Source organism: Oryzihumus sp. (assembly GCF_054325275.1).
The window spans coordinates 1-18298 of sequence record NZ_JBTCWL010000073.1 but is presented as its reverse complement, the minus strand read 5'-3'; the positions used below and the strand labels follow the sequence as shown (position 1 = coordinate 18298).

Sequence of the window (18298 nt, the reverse complement as noted above, 5' to 3'; positions counted from 1 at the left end):
AACATCGCGGTGTTCTGCTCCTCGGCCTGGTTGTAGGAGCTGCCCGCCTGGGCCAGCGCCTGGCTGATGTGGTCGAGCGACTCGCGCACCCGCAGCTGGGTGGCCCGCCACTCGGTGACCACGCCCTGGAACCGCTGCGAGGCCGACCCCTGCCAGGCGTCCTGCAGGCCGGTGAGCCGGCTCATCATCGCCGCGACCTGCGCGTCGACCTCGCCGGAGATCCGCTTGATGTCGCTCGAGGCGGCCGCGATCCGCTCGGTGTCCACGCTGAACTGACTGCTCATGGTTGCCATCCCCCTGTCCTCCCGGGGCCCGGCTGGCCCGCGGCGTCCCTGCGAACCTAACCTGAGCGGCGGGACGCCCCGGGGTTATCCACATCCGGCCCGGGACAACGGGAGGAGCGCCGTGGCGATCTGGATCGACCCGCCGCGCTGGCCCGCGCACGGGCGCCTGTGGAGCCACCTCATCAGCGACACCTCCTACGGCGAGCTGCACGACTTCGCCGCGGCACACGGCATACCCCGCCGCGGGTTCGAGGGGGACCACTACGACGTGCCCGAGGAGCGGTATGCCGCGCTGGTCGCCGCCGGGGCCCGACCGGTGGCGGGCACCGAGCTGGCGCGGCGGCTGCGCGACAGCGGGCTGCGCTTCCCCAAGCGCAAGGGGGAGTGGCCGCTGGCCCGGCACCACGACGTGATTGCCACCCTCGACCTGCCGCACCGGCTGGACGTCGTCGCCTCACGGCTGCCGCCGCCGGAGCAGCAGACCGCGGCGGCCGCGGTGTTCGTCCTCGACGCGCTCGGGGACTTCCTGCTGGTGCACTCGGTGGTGCGCGACGCCTGGGGCGCCCCGGCTGGCGGGCGCGAGCCCGGCGAGAGCGTGCGGGCGGGCGCGGTGCGCGAGGTCCGCGAGGAGAGCGGACTGGTCATCACGGAGCACGGCCTGCGGCACTGCGGCTACGAGCGGGTCACCATCGACGGAGACGCCAGCGCCCACCGCTGGCCGCACCGGCGCAACTACGTCGCCTGCTTCACCTACCGGCTCGACACGGTCCGCCCGGACGTGGAACCCCAGCTCGACGACGTCGACGCGGCCGAGTGGGTGGACGAGGCCGAGCTCGAACGCCGATGCGCGGGAGAGTTCTGGTGGCCGATGGTCGAGCGTCGGGACCTGTGGCCGTGAGCCGACGGCTCAGCGCAGGCGGGCCAGCTCGCGGCCGAGGTTGACCCGGGCGGCGGCCTCCCACTCGCGCAGCGCCGCGGTGGTGCGGTAGATCCGGTCCCGGTGCAGCAGCGGCTCGAGGATCGCGGCCCGGCCGGCGCGGTAGGCGTCCTCGTCGACGTGGGCGTACTCTTCGCGGACCTGGGCGCAGTACTCGTCGAACCGCTCCTCGGGGGCGGAGAGCACCCACAGGTCGGCGTCGTGGAACGCCGCACCGACGGGCTCGTCACCATCGAGGTCGTGGCCGGCGGTCATCTCCACCAATGCGGCCACCGTCTGCCGGTCGTCGTCGTCGAAACCCAGCTGCCGCAACGACTCCCGGGCCAGGTCGGCGCTCGCCGCCTCGTTGGCGCCGGGCACCGCCTGGGGGTCGTAGACCGCGTCGTGGAACCAGGCGGCGACCCGGCCGAGGGTGCCGCCACGGTCATCGACGGCGCCGGCCAGCTCGAGGTCCTCCAGCGCCCAGAACATCTCCACGAGGTGCGTGGTGGTGTGGTAGCGCCGGGTTGGCTCGGTCCAGCGCGCGAGCAGGCTCGAGCCGACAGCGGTGACGGTGTCGTTGTGGGCGGCCGGGGCGAGGCTGCGGACGTCGAGGGTCCACCACGTGATGAGGGCAGGCACGGGCGCCAGTGTGTCAGGCGGCGAGCTCGTCCGGCAGGTCCAGCGCGTGCAGCACGGTGAGCGCCGAGACGGCGCGGGTGAGGATGACGTAGAGCCGGCGCAGGCCGGTGCGGGGGTCAGGCTCCGCGGCCGCGATGGCCGCAGGCTCCAGCACGACGACCCGGTCGAACTCCAGGCCCTTCGCCACGGTGGCCGGCACGAGGTCGACCTGGTGGTCGACGTCGCCGTGGTCGAAGCCCAGCACCCCGTGCTCGATCCCGTTGCGGGACAATACCTTCGAGGCCTCATCGAGGGCCGCGTCGGGCACGATGACGCCCACCGAACCGGCCTCGGCGGACATGGCCGCGACGGTCTCGGCCAGGCGGTCCAGCAGCTCACCGGCAGCCACCCGGGTGATGTCCAGCCGGCCCGGGTTCTCACGCACCGACTTCGGCGCGCCCAGCCCCGGGGCCATCGACGGCAGCAGCTGCGCCGCGTAGTCGATGACGCTGGCCGGCACGCGGAACCCGCGATCGAGCACCTCGACGTGGCCGCCGGGCTTGCCCAGGTGCGCCAGGGAGGACTCCCACGAGTCCGTCGCCCACGGCGTGGTGCCCTGCGCGATGTCCCCGAGCACCGTGGCGGACCCGGTCGAACAGCGCCGGCCGACGGCGCGCAGCTGCATCGGGGACAGGTCCTGCGCCTCGTCGAGCACCACGTGCCCCAGGCTTCCGGTGCGCGAGAGGTGGTCGGCCAGCTCGTCGAGCAGGACGCAGTCGTGCACCGACCAGCGCGCCGAACCCTTGGCACGCGGCGGTTTCGGCCACACCAGCAGCTCGAGCTCGTCGCGGTCGAGCAGGTCCTCGGCGTGCCGGGACAGCACCTCGACGTCGGCCAGCAGGTCGAACAGCACCGCCTTCGGGTCGAGCGCCGGCCAGACCTGCGCGGCATACCGCTTGACCACGGTGCTACGGGCCACGGCGTCCTGGACCCGGTCGTCGGGGGAGTCGCCGGCGGCCTCCATGCGCAGCAGGACGGCGTGGGCAAGCCGCTGGGGCAGCATCTGCCGGGCCGCCTCGTAGCGCACCCCGCGGGCACGCAGCTCGCCGATGATCTCCTCCACCTCGTATGCCGGGACGCGCCACTTGCGCGCGCCGCGCGGCACCACCAGGGCGTCCTGCGGGGTACTCACGTGCGACCACACGGCGCGGCGCAGCAGCTCGGCCATGCGCGGGTCGCCCTTGAGTACCGCCGTGTCGACCGGGTCGGCGCCGCGCACCGGCACCGAGGCCACGAGGTCCTCGATGGTGGCGTGGCGAACCTCGACCTCGCCGAGGGCCGGCAGGACCGCGCCGATGTGGTCGAGGAAGGCGCGGTTGGGGCCGATGACCAGCACCCCGGTGCGGGCGAGCCGCTCGCGGAAGGCGTAGAGCAGCCAGGCGGCACGGTGCAGGCCGACCGCGGTCTTGCCGGTGCCCGGCGCCCCCTGGACGCAGACCGTGGTGCCGACGTCGGCGCGGACGATCTCGTCCTGCTCGGGCTGGATGGTCGCGACGATGTCGCGCATCGGTCCCTCGCGCGGACGCTCGATCTCGCTGGCCAGGATCTGGCTGCGCACCTCGTGCTCGGCCCGGTCGGTCAGGTGCTCGTCCTCGTACGCGGTCAGCTTGCCGCGGTCGATGCCGAAGCGCCGGCGCAGGGTGACCCCCATCGGCGCGGTGCGCGAGGCCCGGTAGAACGCCGTCGACACCTCGGCGCGCCAGTCGATGACGACCGGGTCGCCCTGCTCGTCGGCGACGTGCCGGCGGCCGATGTACCACCGCTCCATCCCGTCGTCGTCGCTGGTCGGGTCGGCCGAGGCGTCCCGGTCGATCCGGCCGAAGAACAGCGTCGACGTGGGGTCGTCGGCCAGGGACGCCGCGCGCCGGTGCAGGGTGGCCGCGAGGAACTCGCTGGAGACGCGGTCGCCGCCATGGGCCTCGAGGGAGAGGGTCCGCTCACGCATCCGGGCGAGCTCGGCCCGGGCCCGGGCGAGGTGGTCACGTTCGCGCTGGAGCTCGGGGGACACCGACATGACGACAGACGCCTTCCTCGGGCGGGTGCAGGGGGAGCCGTGCAGCCTAACCCGGGGAAGACGTCTGTCGGTAGCCGTTTGCCTGGCGCCACAGGCGGCCGGCGCCGGCCGACCGGCTACTGGTTGGTGTCCGGTCGCACCGCGAGGGTGACCGGGACCTGCAGCTGCTTGCCGTCGCGGACGACGGTCAGCGTGACCTTCTCGCCGACGGTGCGCTCGCGGATCTGCGCCACAAGGGACTCGGCGCTGGAGACCGGGGTGCCGTTGACCGCGATGATCGCGTCACCGGTCTTCAGGCCGGCGTCCGCCGCCGGGGTGCCGGAGACGACCTGGCCGATCTGGGCGGCCGACCGCTTGGCGGAGCCGTCGGTCACCGTGGCGTCGCGCGAGCTGACCCCCAGGTAGGCGTGCTGGGCCTTGCCGGTCTGGATCAGCTGCTCGGCGATGGCCTTGACCTCGTTGACCGGGATCGCGAAGCCGATGCCGATGTTGCCGCTCTGGCCGCCCGAGGAGGAACCGGAGACCGAGGCGATCGAGGAGTTGATCCCGACCAGCTGGCCGCCGGCGTTGACGAGGGCGCCGCCGCTGTTGCCCGGGTTGATCGCCGCGCTCGTCTGGATCGCGTTGGTCACGACCGGCTCGCCGGTGGACTGCCCGAGCTGGTCACCGCCGGAGGAGTCTTCGGTGGTCACCGGCCGGTTCAGGGCACTGACGATGCCTGTGGTGACCGTGCCGGCGAGGCCGAGCGGGTTGCCGACCGCCATGACCGGCTCGCCGACCGTCAGCCGGGTGGCGTCACCGAACGCGATCGGTTTGAGGTCGCTGGGGGCGTTGTCCAGCTTGATCACGGCCAGGTCGGTGGCGGGGTCGGTGCCCACGACGCTGGCGGAGTAGCTCCGCTGGTCGTTCAGGGTCACCGTGATCTGGCTGCCCTGGCCCAGGCCGCTGACGACGTGGTTGTTCGTCACGACGTGGCCGGACTTGTCGATGACCACGCCGGAGCCCTTGGCGCTGCCCTGCTGGCTGTCGATCGAGATGGAGACGACGCTCGGCACGACCACCCCGGAGGTGGCCGCCCAGTCGGGGGACGACGGGTTGGCCTGCACGACCGGCGCCGACTGCGAGGCGCCGAGGGAGCTGGTCGAGGTGGTGGCCGTGGCGGTGTCCGTGTGGGTCACGGCGTACGTCGTGCCGCTGGCGAGGACCGCGACCGAGACGAGCTCGACGAGGCGGCGCGGCCGCCGGTCACGGTCGGCCCCGGCCTTGGTCCAGACCGGCGGGGGCGGCTCGGCCGCGTTCTGGGGAGCCCCCGGCTGCGACGGCCCAGCGGTGTGCTCGCCGTACCAGAGGGGCTGCGTCGGCTGCGGCTCCGAGGCGGGGGGCACTGGTCCGTACGTCATGGTGGTCACTCCTTAGCGGGGCTTGATGGGGCCAACTCAACCCCGGCGAGGTCAACCCTTGCTGGATGCTGTCTGGGAGTTTGCTGTGGGCAGGTCCACGACGAAGGTGGCGCCGCCGCCGGGCGTCTGGGCGACGCCGACCTTGCCGTGGTGGGCGTTGACGATGGCCGCCACGATGGCCAGGCCCAGGCCGTTGCCGCCACCGTGGCCGCGCATGCGGGAGGGGTCGGCCCGGTAGAACCGCTCGAACACGAGCCGTGCCGCGGCGGGGTCCACGCCGCGGCCGTGGTCGCGCACCTCCAGCAGTGCCCGCCCGCTGTCCCGGGAGCCCACGGCGACCTCCAGCGGGGTGCCCGGCGGGGTGTGGTTCACGGCGTTGCCGACGAGGTTGGTCAGCACCTGGCGCAGCCGGGCCTCGTCGCCCTCGACAGTGGTGGGCTGCAGCTCGCCGCCCAGGCCGTGCAACGTGATCGCCCGGCTCGGGTCCAGGGCCTTCGCGTCCTGCACGGCGTCCGCGGCGAGCACCGTCAGGTCGATGGGGGCGAAGGTCATCGGCCGCTCGTCGTCGAGGCGGGCCAGCAGCAGCAGGTCGTCGACGAGCACGCCCATCCGCTTGGCCTCGTCCTCGATCCGGCGCATCGCGGTGGCGACGTCCTCGGGTTTGGTCACCGCGCCCTGGCGGAACAGCTCGGCGTATCCGCGGACGGCCGCCAGCGGGGTGCGCAGCTCGTGCGAGGCGTCGGCGACGAACTGGCGCATCCGCTCCTCGGAGGCCTCCCGCACCGCGAAGCTCTGCTCGATCTGGGCGAGCATGGCGTTGAGCGAGCGGGACAGGCTGGTGACCTCGTCCTTGGCTGTCCGCTCGGGGACGCGTCGTGTCAGGTCCCCGCCGGCGATGGCCGCGGCGGTGTCCTCGATCTGGGTCAGCGGGCGGAACGCCCGGCGCACGGCGAACCAGCCGATGAGCGCACACGCCAGCATGACCCCGAGGCCGATCACGAGCAGCGACTCCTTCATGTCCGTGATCGAGGCGTCGACGTCGAACAGCGGCACGGCGATCGCGTAGATGACCGCCTCGCCGTCGGTGGTGATGCCGGCGCCGGCCACCATGCGCCAGCGCCCGTCGCCGTCGGTCGAGGAGACGGTGAACGGGGCGTGCGTGCGGACCCGGCTGTCGGCCAGGGTCAGCTTCGGCACCCGCGGGTGCTGCCTGGCCTCGGCCGTGGACGGTGGGCCGGAGATGACCGTCCCGTCGGTGGGGAAGATGAACCGCGTGGCGTAGTTGGTGGGGATGCCCCGTCGGCTGTCGAGGGTGCGCGCCACCTGGCTGATCGTCGGGCCGGCCGCGGTCCGCAGGTCCGCGTCGACCGCCGTCATCAGCGACCGGCGCATGAGGAACAACGCCGTGACACCGGTGAGCGTCAGGGACACGAACAGCAGGATGAGCACCACGGCGACGAGGCGCACCCGCAGCGGCAGGGCCTCGAACGGCCTGGCGAGCCGCTCCACCTGTCGGCGGTGCGCACGCGCCTGCTCACCCGTCATGCGGACTCGGGTGGCAGGCGCAGCACGTAGCCGACACCCCGCTTGGTGTGGATCAGGGCGGGCTCGTCCGCGTCGACCTTGCGCCGAAGGTAGGAGATGTAGGACTCGACGATCCCGGACTCGCCACGGAAGTCGTAGTCCCAGACGTGGTCGAGGATCTGCGCCTTGGACAGCACCCGGTTGGGGTTGAGCATGAGGTAGCGCAGGAGCTTGAACTCGGTCGGCGAGACGTCGATGACCCTCGTGCCCCGGCGCACCTCGTGGGAGTCCTCGTCGAGCTCGAGGTCGTGGAAGTGCAGCGTCGCGTCCTCGGCCACCTCGCCGCGGGTACGGCGCAGCACCGCGCGGATCCGGGCGACGACCTCCTCCAGGCTGAACGGCTTGGTGACGTAGTCGTCCCCGCCGACGGTCAGCCCCTTGACCTTGTCGTCCAGGGAGTCGCGGGCGGTGACGAACACGATCGGCAGCAGCCGGCCGGAGTCGCGCAGCTTGCGGGTGACGGTGAAGCCGTCCATGTCGGGCAGCATCACGTCGAGCACGACGAGGTCGGGGGAGTGCTCGCTGGCCTGGCGGATCGCCGTGGCGCCGTCGCCGGCCACGTGGACCTCGAAGCCGGCGAAGCGCAGCGACGTGGCCAGCAGCTCGCGGATGTTGGGCTCGTCCTCGACGACGAGCAGGCGCGCCTCAGGAGTCGTGGTCGTCACGACCACGAGTGTGTCCGTCTAGCCTGAGAGTTCGCTGGGAACTCCCTGCGTAAGTTTGAGTCAGCCGCGAGGCCGGCTGATGGCCAGGGCGGACCAGTCGGCGTCCAGCAGGTCGCCCGGGCCGTCGACGACCAGCACCGCGCCGGCCCCGGTGAGCTCGTCGACCCCGAAGCCTCCCGTCCGGACCGCCACGCACGGGGCACCGATCCGGGCCGCGGCCTCGACGTCGTAGGGGGAGTCGCCGACCATGATGGCGTGCCTACCGCCCGCCTCGCGCAGAGCGACCTGGAGGATGTCAGCCGCCGGCTTGGACTCCTGCGCGTCCTCGGCGGTGGTCACGGCGTCGAGCAGGTCCTCCGCCTCCAGCAGTGACACAGCCTGGCGGGTGTGGTCCGGCTTGCCCGAAGACGCCAGGGCGACACGAAAGCCGGTGTCCTTGAGTCGGGCGATGAGGTCGTGCGCGTGGGGCAGCGGCGCGACCTCGGCGCGCAACGGCTCGTACTCCCGCTCCCAGACCTGCCGCAGCTCGTCGCCGAGCCGCTCTTCGACATCATCACCGGCGACCTCGGCGACCAGCCGGTCCCCGCCCATCCCGATGGCCCGGTGCACCCGCCAGATCGGCACGTCCACGCCGCACGACCGGAACGCCCGGTGCCAGGCAATGGCGTGGTGATAGGTCGTGTCCATCAGCGTGCCGTCGACGTCGAGGAGCACGGTGTCTGCACGGGGAGCCTCAGCCATGGCCCCACCCTGACAGGGGCGGTGCAGCCCCGCGACCGCTCAGGCGGGGTCGCCCTCCGCGAGCACGTCGTCGGCGTCGACGATCCGGTAGGCGTAGCCCTGCTCGGCCAGGAACCGCTGCCGGTGCGCCGCGAAGTCGGCGTCCACGGTGTCGCGGGAGACCACGGTGTAGAAGTGCGCGGTGCGCCCGTCGCCCTTGGGGCGCAGGACCCGGCCGAGGCGCTGAGCCTCCTCCTGGCGGGAGCCGAAGGTGCCGGAGACCTGGATGGCGATGCTGGCCTCGGGCAGGTCGATGGAGAAGTTGGCGACCTTGGAGACCACGAGCAGGCCGATCTCGCCGGTACGGAACTGCTGGAACAGCTTCTGTCGCACCGTCACCGACGTCTCACCGGTGATCACCGGGGCGTCGAGCCGCTCGGCCAGGGACTCGAGCTGGTCGAGGTACTGGCCGATGACCAGCGTCGGCTCCCCGCGGTGCTTCTCCACGAGGGAGGCGACCACGCGGTCCTTGGTGGTGGAGCACGACGCGAGCCGGTAGCGCTCCTCGGCCTCGGCCATGGCATAGGTCATGCGCTCGCCGTCGGGCAGGGTGACCCGCACCTCGACGCAGTCCGCCGGGGCGATGTAGCCCTGGGCCTCGATGTCCTTCCACGGCGCGTCGAAGCGCTTGGGCCCGATCAGGCTGAACACATCGGCCTCGCGGCCATCCTCACGCACGAGGGTGGCGGTGAGCCCGAGCCTCCGCCGGGCCTGCAGGTCGGCGGTCATGCGGAAGATCGGGGCCGGGAGCAGGTGGACCTCGTCGTAGACGATCAGGCCCCAGTCGCGGGCGTCGAGCAGGTCCAGGTGCGGGTAGACGCCCTTCCGCTTGGTCGTCAGCACCTGGTAGGTCGCGATGGTGACCGGGCGGATCTCCTTGCGGGCGCCGGAGTACTCCCCGATCTCGTCCTCGGTCAGGCTGGTGCGGCGGACGAGCTCGTCGCGCCACTGGCGGGCGGAGACGGTGTTGGTCACCAGGATCAGCGTCGTGGCCTTGGCCTGCGCCATCGCGCCGGCGCCGACGAGGGTCTTGCCCGCGCCGCACGGCAGCACCACGACGCCGGATCCACCGTGCCAGAAGCCGTTGACCGCCTGCTCCTGGTAGGGCCGCAGCGCCCACCCGTCCTCGGCGAGGGCGATCGGGTGGGCCTCACCGTCGACGTATCCGGCGAGGTCCTCGGCCGGCCAGCCCACCTTCAGCAGCTGCTGCTTCAGGTGTCCCCGCTCGGAGGGGTGCACGGCCACCGTCGCGTCATCGAGGCGTTCGCCGAGCAGGGGCTGGATCTTCTTGTGCCGCAGCACTTCCTCGAGCACCGGGCGGTCCGTGCTGTGCAGCACGAGGCGCTCGCCGTCCTTCTCCAGCCGCAGCCGGCCGTAGCGGTCCATCGTGTCGGCGACGTCCACGAGCAGGGCGTGCGGCACGGCATACCGGCTGTGCGTGATCAGCGCGTTGACGACCTGCTCGGCGTCGTGGCCGGCGGCGCGGGCGTTCCACAGCCCCAGCGGCGTCAGCCGGTAGGTGTGGACGTGCTCGGGGGCGCGCTCGAGCTCGGCGAACGGGGCGATCGCCCGGCGGGCCTCCTCGGCGCGCGGGTGGTCGACCTCGAGCAGGAGGGTCTTGTCGCTCTGGACGATGAGGGGGCCGTCAGACATGGTCTGGTGGGAACACGGCCGGGGACAGGGGTGTTCCCGGCCGCGTCCGCGTCAGTAGGTGCCGTCGAAGCTGTTGCTGTTGTTGTGGCCGGCGACGATGGCGATGGTGATGAAGACCGCCACGAGCAGGACGACGACGGCGACGTTGATGCCGAAGACGATCCAGCCGGTGCGGGACTTCCGGCGTGAGCCGACGGGGTCGGTGGCGTTGGAGTTGAGCGCCATGATCCCGAGGACCAGGCTCGGGATGCCGATGACGCAGGTGCTCAGCGTGGCCAGGGCCGAGATGATCACCAGCACGATCCCCGAGGTGTTGCTCGGGGAGGCGGCGGGGTTCTGGTAGTAGCCCGGGGTGCCCGGAGGCTGCTGGCCGTGCTGGGTCCAGTACGGCTGCTGGCCGTAAGGAGCCTGCTGGCCGTAGGCCTGCTGCGGCGGGTAGGGCGCCTGTCCCTGCTGCGGCGGGTAGGGGGAGGGCTGACCCGGCTGCGGGGGCGCGTAGGGCGACTGGCCCTGACCCGGCTGCTGCCCATAGGGGTATGCCGTGCCCTGGCTCGGGGGTGCCGGCGGCATCGCGGGGGGAGGCGTCGGAGCGGCCGGCCCCTCCGGGGCCGCCGGCTGCTCGGCAGGAGTCTCGCGGCCCGGCTCGGACCCGGCACCGGAGGTGGGCTCCTGGGACAGGGGAGCGGTCGGATCGGCCCAGAGCGGTGCGGTGGGTTCCGACGGGTTCTCGTCGTCGCGGGGCGTGGTGGAGTCGCTCATCAGTCCTCGTGCCTTTCACGGTGGCCCTCCCACGGGCCTAGGCTGCTCAACCTACCAACCGTGGACCTGGACCGGAGGTGCTCGTGCGACGACCGCAGCGGGAGACGGTGGACGGCCTGCCCCGCCAGGTCACCATCTACGAGGTCGGCCCGCGCGACGGGCTGCAGAACGAGAAGGCCGTGGTGCCGGTCGAGGTCAAGGCCGAGTTCGTCCGGCGCCTGCTGGCCGCGGGGCTGACCACGGTCGAGACGACGTCGTTCGTCCCCGCGAAGTGGGTGCCTCAGCTGGCCGACGCCGAGGAGCTGCTCGGCCTGCTCGGCGACGCCGGCCGCGGCCGGACGCGCCCGGTGCTGGTGCCCAACGAGCATGGCCTGGACCGCGCGCTGGCCCTCGGCGTCGAGGCGGTCGCCATCTTCGGCAGCGCCACGGAGACGTTCGCGCGCAAGAACCTCAACCGGACGGTGGCCGAGTCGGTCACGATGTTCGCCCCGGTGGTCGAGCGTGCCCGGGCCGAGGGGGCGTGGGTGCGCGCCTACGTGTCGATGTGCTTCGGCGACCCGTGGGAGGGCGAGGTGCCGATCGCTCAGGTGGTCGACGTGGCGCAGCGCCTGATGGACCTCGGGTGCGACCAGCTCAGCCTGGGCGACACCATCGGGGTCGGGACCACCGGACACGTTCAGCGACTGCTGGATGCGCTGGAAGTCAAGGGGATCGGCGCCGACCGCATCGGCGTGCACTTCCACGACACCTACGGCCAGGCGCTGGCCAACACCATCGCCGCGCTGCGCCACGGCGTGACCGTGGTCGACGCCTCCACCGGCGGCCTGGGCGGCTGTCCCTACGCGAAGAGCGCCACCGGCAACCTCGCCACCGAGGACCTGGTGTGGGCCCTGGACGGCCTCGGCATCGAGACCGGGGTCGACCTCGAGGCCCTGGTGTCGACGAGCACGTGGATGGCCGGACAGCTCGGCCGTCCCTCCCCGTCCCGGGTGGTCAAGGCCCTCGCCGGCTCGGACTGAGGCGCTCCGGGCGCGACCGTGACAACGCGGCAAGGGGCGGGCACCCTCGGTGCCCGCCCCTCGGCATACCTGCCGGTGCCCTGGTGTCAGGACAGGGTGACCGCCGTGTCGTCGAGGACGAACGAGGTCTGCGCCGAGGAGTCCTCGGCGCCGGTGAAGCTGACGCTCACCGTCTGGCCGGCCAGGGAGGACACGTCGAAGGACTTCAGCGCGTAGCCGGTGTTCTTGTTGAGGTTGGACAGCGTGGTCAGCGTGGTGGAGCCGGCCTTGACGGTCAGCTTGTCGTACGCCGTGGTGGTGGTCGTCTCAGCGGTGTCGATGTGGACGTAGAAGCTGAGCGTGGCGTGACAGCCGGCCGGGATGGTCACCGACTGCGAGACGGTGTCGGTGTGGGTGCTGCCGTAGCCGTCCATCCACGCGTCCCACGTGCCGGTGCGGGCGGGCTCGGAGGTGCCGTTCTGGGCGATGACGCCGCTGGACGCGCTCCACGAGACGTTGCCGGACTCGAAGCCGGGGTTGGCGAAGAGCTGGCCGGTGCAGCCGCCGCCACCGCCGCCACCACCGGTGACCGTGGTGTGCGTGATGTCGCAGCGGTTGGTGTCGTTGGACCAGGTGCTCTGCATCGCGTAGGTGCCGTTGCCCATGGTCACGTTGGCCGAGGCGCCCTGGCCGCTGGAGATCCAGGCGCACTCGTCGGCGTTCTCCTGGCCGTTGTAGCTGCTGCCGCTGACCTGGTTGGTCCAGCCGCCGGCCGGGTTCTGGTCGGAGATCGTCTCGGCGTACTCGTGGCCCTCGACCATCGTGTAGCCGTCGAGCGTGCCCGAGCTGTTGACGAAGTTCTGGCCGCAGCTGGCGCCCTGGTCCATGACGTAGGGCATGTTGGTGAAGGCGATGTCGCCGTAGGAGGAGGAGACCCCCACGTCGCCGTTCCAGTCGTGCCAGGCGCAGAAGCCGCCGGTCTTGTAGTTGTCCGGGTTGAGGCCCTTGGCCGAGAGGATGACGTACTGCGCGTACCGGTTCGATGCGGCGGAGGTGTTGCCGAAGTGCCCGGCGGCCTTGACCGCCTCGGTGCCCAGCTGCGCGCCGGTGGCGGCGCTCGGCTCGGCGGCGCTGTTGTCGTACCAGACTCCGGCGAGGGCGCCGCCGGTCGGGTAGCCGACGTGCGGGGCGCCCGAGGGGCAGGTGGTGGAGCCGGTGGTGACCAGCGGCCCGTCGCAGTACTGCGTCATGACCCCGGACCAGCCCTCGCCGCCGGTGCCCAGGCCCTTGAACATGTTCTGCAGCTTGGGCGCACCGCCGGCGGTGTCGCTGGAGAACGTCAGGTTGCCGCTCCCGTCGGTGCCCTGGGTGCCCCACTGGGTGCCCCAGAAGACCAGGTAGACCTTGGGCGTGCCGCTGGTGACGCCGATGCCGTCGACCCCACCGCCGTAGGCAAGGGTCTGCGGGCCGGTGGCCGCCGTGGCGCCCTGCGGGGCGTGCTGCTTGGCCCAGCCGTTCATCTTCTGCTGCTGCTCACGGGTGGGGGTCACGCCGTGGCGGTAGCTGTGGCCGGCCGCAGGGGAGTAGGGGTTGGACGGGTTACCGCCCGGGGCGGCGACGGCCGGGGATGCGGCCAGGCCTGCGGCGACGCTGAGGGCGAGGCCGGTCAGGCCGGCCAGCGCACTGGCCCGACCTGATCTGAGAGACAGCGACATCGGTGTTCCTCTCGCGGAAGTGGTGCAAGGAGGGGTAGTCACCACCGGTTGGTGGTGGCAGCGAGCGGAAACGTATTGACCTAGATGCATGGCACTCCCCTCGCGAAGGTTCCGGATTCGTATGCCGTGTGCCCGGATTCGGCAGGCAAGGTGAACCTTCCCTGCCCGGCCGGGTCGGGCCCCGCGACGGGCCCGTGGGCATTACGGTTGGCGCCATGCCAGACCCCAGCCTCCACCTCCACCTGCACCGGATGGTCGCGCTGGGCCTGAACACGTACGAGGCCAAGGCCTACCTGGCGTTGGTGCTGCGGGAGAGCTGGGCGGCCTCCGACCTGGCCTCCCAGGCCGGGATCCCCCGGCAGCGCATCTACGACGTGCTCTCGCGCCTCATGCAGCGTGGCCTGGCCCGCGACCGCCCCGGCCGGGTCACCCGCTACAGCGCCACCGACCCGGAAACCGCCATCCAGCGACTCATCGCCGTGCAGCGCGAGGAGCTCGACGAGCTCAGCACCCGCTCCCGGGACCTGGCGCTCACGCTGCGCCAGGCGTGGGAGCGCGGCCAGGGCGAGTCGGAGGAACCGGTGCGTGCGGAGGTGCTGCGCGAGGCCGCGCTGGCCGCCGGGCGCACCCGCGAGCTGGTCGACTCGGCCCGGGCGGAGCTGTGCGTCCTCGTCCCGGCGCAGGAGGGCTGGCTGCTGCCCGACGCGGTCGCGGTCGCACGGCTGCACGAGGGCGGTGGGCTGGTGCGGCTGCTGGTCCAGGGGCCGGTCGAGCACCTGGGTGGGCTCCGCGACGCCGGGGCGCAGGTGCGCAGCACCGACCACGCCGGGATGGGCCTGGTCCTGGCCGACCGGCTGGCCGTGCTGGTGCGCCTCACCTCCGCGGCCGGCGCCACGGACCTGGTGGTCGAGCACGAGGCCATGGCGGCGAGCCTGCAGGTCACCTTCGACGAGGCATGGGAGCGCGCCACGCAGCAGGCGTGAGACCCCACTTTGCGCAAGGTAGTGCCGCTGGACAGGTCGGATTCGTGCTGCCGAGCGGCAACAACCTGCGCAAACAGGGCAGTCAGGCGGGAGCGGCGCCGGTGACCCGGTGGATGGAGAAGGCACGCTCGACGTTGGAGCCCTCGACGGTGCCGTAGGCACGGCCGCCCTCGATGCGCCTGGGGTAGAACAGGATCCGCGTGGCGCGGCCCTCGGCGTCGGCATAGCCGATCCACACCCCGTCGCGCTCGACGGCCGCCTCACGGAGCAGGGCCAGGGTCACCGTCGGGTCCGTGGAGGGCAACGGGCCGCGGCCGCCCGGCTGTTGGTCCTGACGGGCCCGCTCGAAGTCCGCCGACTCCTCGCCGGCCCGCAAGGCGGAGACGAGGGCATCGGCGAGCTCGTCGTCGACCTGCTGCACGGCCGTGGGCGTGGCCGGCTGGCGCCGGGCCGGCGTTCGGTGGTGGGAGGTGGGCGGGACCACCACGCCGCCGTCCATCGTCTCGGCGACCGGGGCGAACCCGTTGTCCCGCAACATCTCCAGCACCGTGACCGAGTCGACGGGGGAGACGAGGACGGTCGGCGCGATCCGGCGCAGCTGCAGCGGGGCGACGGCCCTCTCGGCGACCATCGTGTCGAGCACCGCCTCGTCGTCGCTGCGCACATAGGTCGAGGCCGAGCCCACCCTGGTCTGGCCGTGCCGGCGGGCCACGTCGCCGACGAGGTAGGCCAGCGGCTGCGGGACCGGGGTGGTGCTGGAGTCCTGCAGCATCGACAGCACCTGCGCGCTGGTCCATCCCGCATCCAGCGCCCGGCGCACGCTGCCGGCGGAGAACCGGTGCACGGTGGCGCCGCCACGGGACTCCACGTCGGCGACCATCCGCATGAACTGCGCCAGCCGCCCTTCGAGCCGGCCCGGCGCGACGGCGGTCAGGTCGGCCTGCAGCAGCACGTGCTCCACCGGCGCCGGCAGGTCGCCGGCCATGGCGACGGCCGCGGCGTCGTCGTCCCCCGCGACCAGGGCGCGGCCGGCCGCGCCGAGCGCACCGCGGCCGGTCACCCCGAGCCACTCCGCCTCGCGCAGCACCGCGGCCACCACGGCGTCCACGTTGGCGGGAGTGCGCAGCGGCCGGCGCCACCCGATCCGGGCGGTGAGGCTGGCCCGGTCCGGGGCCTCCCCGACCGGCAGGGCATCCAGCTCGCGCAGGACGTCCCAGCGCAGCTGGCGACACATCGGCCAGAGCACGTCGGAGCTCAGGGCATTGACGGTGCCCCCGCCGGGGGCCTGCCCGCCGACCAGGTGCGGCGCCCGGCCGGTCGCCAGCCAGGCCGTGGCGAGCTGCACCCAGCGCTCGGCGGAGGGGCGCTGCTGCCACTCGTCATAGGCGGGCGTCGGGGCCCAGACCGGCTCGAGGGCGCCGTCGTCGGCCACCAGGCCCGCGGCGAAGGCCGCCTCCACGAGGAAGGCAGCACGGTCGGGGTCGACGTCGAGGGTGCTGCCGACGCGGCGCAGGTCGCGCACCGACAGGCCGCCGGCGCGCAGCACCCGCGGCGGGCGCGGACCCCAGTCGGCGGCGAGCTCGTCGACGAGCCCGAGCAGGTCCGAGGCCTGCCCCCCGGCCGCGGCGTCGACCGAGGCAGCGGTGTGGGTCGTGGTCGTGAGGGGCGCCGGCTCGAGGGCGAGGTCACGGTGCAGCCGCCCGCCGCGCAGGTGCAGGGCCACCTCGCGGGGCAGGCAGACCTGGTCGCTCGACATCGCGGTCAGCAGGTGGTGGGTCAGCAGCCACCTTCCGGCGAAGGACATCGGGCCGGAGGGACTCAGCACGCCGATGGGTGGACCCCAGGCGAGCCGGTCCAGCACCGCCCGCGCGTCCGGCGGGGCCTCGTCGAGGGTCACGGCCAGCGCCTCAGGGGTGGCGAGCTCCTCGGGCAGCGCGCCGCGCTGGTCGGCCAGCGACGGGCCGAGCCCCGCGGGGTAGGGGCCCATGACGTCGGTGACGGTCCGAACCACGTGCCAGCCGTCGACACCGCGCCAGACCAGTGCCCGCTCCCACAGCGGCTCGACGTGCCGGAGCAGGACCCGTGGGCCCAGCCCCAGCAGCGAGGCGGCCAGGTCGGTGTCGACCGGGTCCCCGGCCACCACCAGTGCCTCGAGCACCTGCAGACCGCCGCGGTCGAGGCCGTCCAGCGCCCGCTGCACCGAGGCCCGGGTCGAGGCCCGGGCGGCCAGGGAGGTCAGGTCCGCCGGGGCAGGGCGGGCCAGGTCGGGGCGCCGGGAGATCAGGGCCCGCAGCTGGGCGTCGGAGCGCCCACGGACGTCCTCGGCCAGGCTGCGCGCGCGGGAGCCGGCGCGGGGCTGGGAGGCGGGCACACGGCATACGGTAATCGGCTCCGGCACGTTGCCCTTGCCGCCGCACGGAGGCGCCATGAGGATGGGCCCGTGACCACACCCGAGGCCCTGTCCTACAGCTCCGGCACCTCGCAGACAGCGCTGCTCGGCGACACCATCGGTGACAACCTCGCGCGGACCGTCGCGCGGTTCGGGGACCGCGACGCGCTGGTCGACCTCCCGAGCGGGCGGCGCTGGACCTACCGCGAGCTCGACGCCGCGGTCGACGAGCTCGCGCGCGGCCTGCTGGGGCGGGGCATCGCGGCCGGTGACCGCGTCGGCATCTGGTCGCCGAACTGCGCGGAGTGGACGCTGCTGCAGTACGCCACGGCCAAGGTCGGCGCGGTGCTGGTCAACGTCAACCCCGCCTACCGCAGCCATGAGCTGGCCTATGTCGTCAAGCAGTCGGGCATGCGCATGCTCGTCAGCGCGGTGGCGCACAAGACCTCCGACTACCGCGGCATGGTCGAGGAGGTCCGCGGGGACTGCCCCGAGCTGGGCGAGGTCGTCTACATCGGCGAGGGATCCTGGCACGACCTCGTGGACGCGGGGTCGTCCGTGGGGCCGGAGGCGCTCGCGGAGCGGATGGCCGGCCTGGGCGCCGACGACCCCATCAACATCCAGTACACGAGCGGCACCACCGGCTTCCCCAAGGGTGCCACCCTCAGCCACCACAACATCCTCAACAACGGCAACTTCGTCGGGGAGCTGGTCGGCTACACCGAGGCCGACCGGGTCTGCCTGCCGGTGCCCTTCTACCACTGCTTCGGCATGGTCATGGGCAACCTGGCGGCCACCTCGCACGGCGCCTGCATGGTCATCCCGGCGCCGTCCTTCGACCCCGCCGCGACGCTGAAAGCCGTTGAGGCAGAACGCTGCACGTCCCTCTACGGCGTGCCCACGATGTTCATCGCCGAGCTCGGCCTGGCCGACTTCGGCTCCTACGACCTGTCCACCCTGCGCACCGGGATCATGGCCGGCTCGCCGTGCCCGGTCGAGGTGATGAAGCGGGTCATCGCCGAGATGCACATGTCCGAGGTGGCCATCTGCTACGGCATGACCGAGACCTCACCGGTGTCGACGATGACCCGGGTCGACGACGACCTGGCCCGGCGCACCGAGACGGTCGGGCGGGTCATGCCGCACCTCGAGGTCAAGGTCGTCGACCCGGTCACCCGCCGGACGGTGCCGCGGGGCGAGCCCGGGGAGCTGTGCACCCGCGGCTACTCGGTGATGCTCGGCTACTGGGAGCAGGCCGACAAGACCGCCGAGGCCATCGACGCGGCCCGCTGGATGCACACCGGTGACCTGGCCACGATGGACGACGCGGGATACCTGTCCATCGTCGGCCGGATCAAGGACATGGTCATCCGCGGCGGCGAGAACGTGTACCCCCGCGAGGTCGAGGAGTTCCTCTACACCCACCCGGCGATCGCCGACGTGCAGGTCATCGGGGTGCCCGACGCGAAGTACGGCG

The 18298-nt window shown here is 72.7% G+C and carries 15 protein-coding genes; 4 read left to right on the top strand and 11 right to left on the bottom strand.

The genetic code is table 11. From position 1 onward, the window contains the following. Nucleotides 1–284: WXG100 family type VII secretion target (locus tag ACXVGS_RS16080; RefSeq protein WP_458537175.1), on the bottom strand; the 284-nt coding region annotated here is incomplete at its 3' end. A 121-nt stretch (nt 285–405) separates the two neighbouring features. Here ACXVGS_RS16080 and ACXVGS_RS16075 point away from each other — a divergent pair. Then, nucleotides 406–1182 carry a DUF4031 domain-containing protein gene (locus tag ACXVGS_RS16075; protein ID WP_458530106.1) on the top strand — a complete coding sequence of 259 codons (777 nt, stop codon included), beginning with the start codon at nt 406–408 and terminating at the stop codon, nt 1180–1182. Between the two features lie 9 nt (nt 1183–1191). Here the strand turns inward: ACXVGS_RS16075 and ACXVGS_RS16070 are convergent, their stop codons facing one another. From ACXVGS_RS16070 to ACXVGS_RS16035, 8 genes are all read right to left on the bottom strand, one after another. Next, complete coding sequence (locus tag ACXVGS_RS16070; RefSeq protein WP_458530107.1) at nt 1192–1842, bottom strand: HD domain-containing protein; 651 nt, start codon at nt 1840–1842, stop codon at nt 1192–1194. Nucleotides 1843–1855: 13 nt separating this feature from the next. Beyond that, on the bottom strand, nt 1856–3895 hold the full coding sequence (locus ACXVGS_RS16065; RefSeq protein WP_458534973.1) for a HelD family protein: 2040 nt from the start codon (nt 3893–3895) through the stop codon (nt 1856–1858). A 116-nt stretch (nt 3896–4011) separates the two neighbouring features. Next, a complete protein-coding gene (locus ACXVGS_RS16060) occupies nt 4012–5295 on the bottom strand; it encodes a S1C family serine protease (RefSeq protein ID WP_458537174.1) in 1284 nt (427 codons plus the stop codon). Nucleotides 5296–5346: 51 nt separating this feature from the next. Beyond that, nucleotides 5347–6840 carry a sensor histidine kinase gene (locus tag ACXVGS_RS16055; RefSeq protein ID WP_458532664.1) on the bottom strand — a complete coding sequence of 498 codons (1494 nt, stop codon included), beginning with the start codon at nt 6838–6840 and terminating at the stop codon, nt 5347–5349. After that, nucleotides 6837–7544: a response regulator transcription factor gene (locus ACXVGS_RS16050; RefSeq protein WP_458532665.1), complete on the bottom strand. Its 708-nt coding sequence runs from the start codon at nt 7542–7544 to the stop codon at nt 6837–6839. The genes ACXVGS_RS16055 and ACXVGS_RS16050 overlap by 4 nt, the downstream gene beginning before the upstream one ends. A 60-nt stretch (nt 7545–7604) precedes the next feature. Continuing rightward, nucleotides 7605–8285, bottom strand: a complete 681-nt coding sequence (locus tag ACXVGS_RS16045; protein ID WP_458532666.1) for an HAD family hydrolase — start codon at nt 8283–8285, stop codon at nt 7605–7607. A 39-nt stretch (nt 8286–8324) separates the two neighbouring features. Next, on the bottom strand, nt 8325–9977 hold the full coding sequence (locus ACXVGS_RS16040) for a DNA repair helicase XPB (protein WP_458530113.1): 1653 nt from the start codon (nt 9975–9977) through the stop codon (nt 8325–8327). A gap of 51 nt (nt 9978–10028) precedes the next feature. Then, a complete protein-coding gene (locus ACXVGS_RS16035; RefSeq protein WP_458532366.1) occupies nt 10029–10736 on the bottom strand; it encodes a hypothetical protein in 708 nt (235 codons plus the stop codon). A gap of 83 nt (nt 10737–10819) precedes the next feature. Between ACXVGS_RS16035 and ACXVGS_RS16030 the strand changes: the two genes are divergently transcribed. Next, entirely contained in the window at nt 10820–11755 is a 936-nt protein-coding gene (locus ACXVGS_RS16030; protein ID WP_458537173.1) for a hydroxymethylglutaryl-CoA lyase, read from the top strand. A gap of 86 nt (nt 11756–11841) precedes the next feature. Here ACXVGS_RS16030 and ACXVGS_RS16025 read toward each other — a convergent pair whose 3' ends face one another. After that, the gene (locus tag ACXVGS_RS16025) at nt 11842–13449 is read right to left on the bottom strand and encodes a hypothetical protein (RefSeq protein ID WP_458533468.1); all 1608 of its coding nucleotides are present in this window, start codon (nt 13447–13449) and stop codon (nt 11842–11844) included. 215 nt (nt 13450–13664) lie between these two features. On the opposite strand from ACXVGS_RS16025, the gene ACXVGS_RS16020 reads away from it, so the two are divergent. After that, nucleotides 13665–14432 carry a TrmB family transcriptional regulator gene (locus ACXVGS_RS16020; RefSeq protein WP_458530117.1) on the top strand — a complete coding sequence of 256 codons (768 nt, stop codon included), beginning with the start codon at nt 13665–13667 and terminating at the stop codon, nt 14430–14432. A gap of 82 nt (nt 14433–14514) precedes the next feature. Here ACXVGS_RS16020 and ACXVGS_RS16015 read toward each other — a convergent pair whose 3' ends face one another. Further along, entirely contained in the window at nt 14515–16803 is a 2289-nt protein-coding gene (locus ACXVGS_RS16015; RefSeq protein ID WP_458537172.1) for a helicase-associated domain-containing protein, read from the bottom strand. Nucleotides 16804–16872: 69 nt separating this feature from the next. Between ACXVGS_RS16015 and ACXVGS_RS16010 the strand changes: the two genes are divergently transcribed. Continuing rightward, nucleotides 16873–18298: AMP-binding protein (locus tag ACXVGS_RS16010; protein ID WP_458537171.1), on the top strand; the 1426-nt coding region annotated here is incomplete at its 3' end.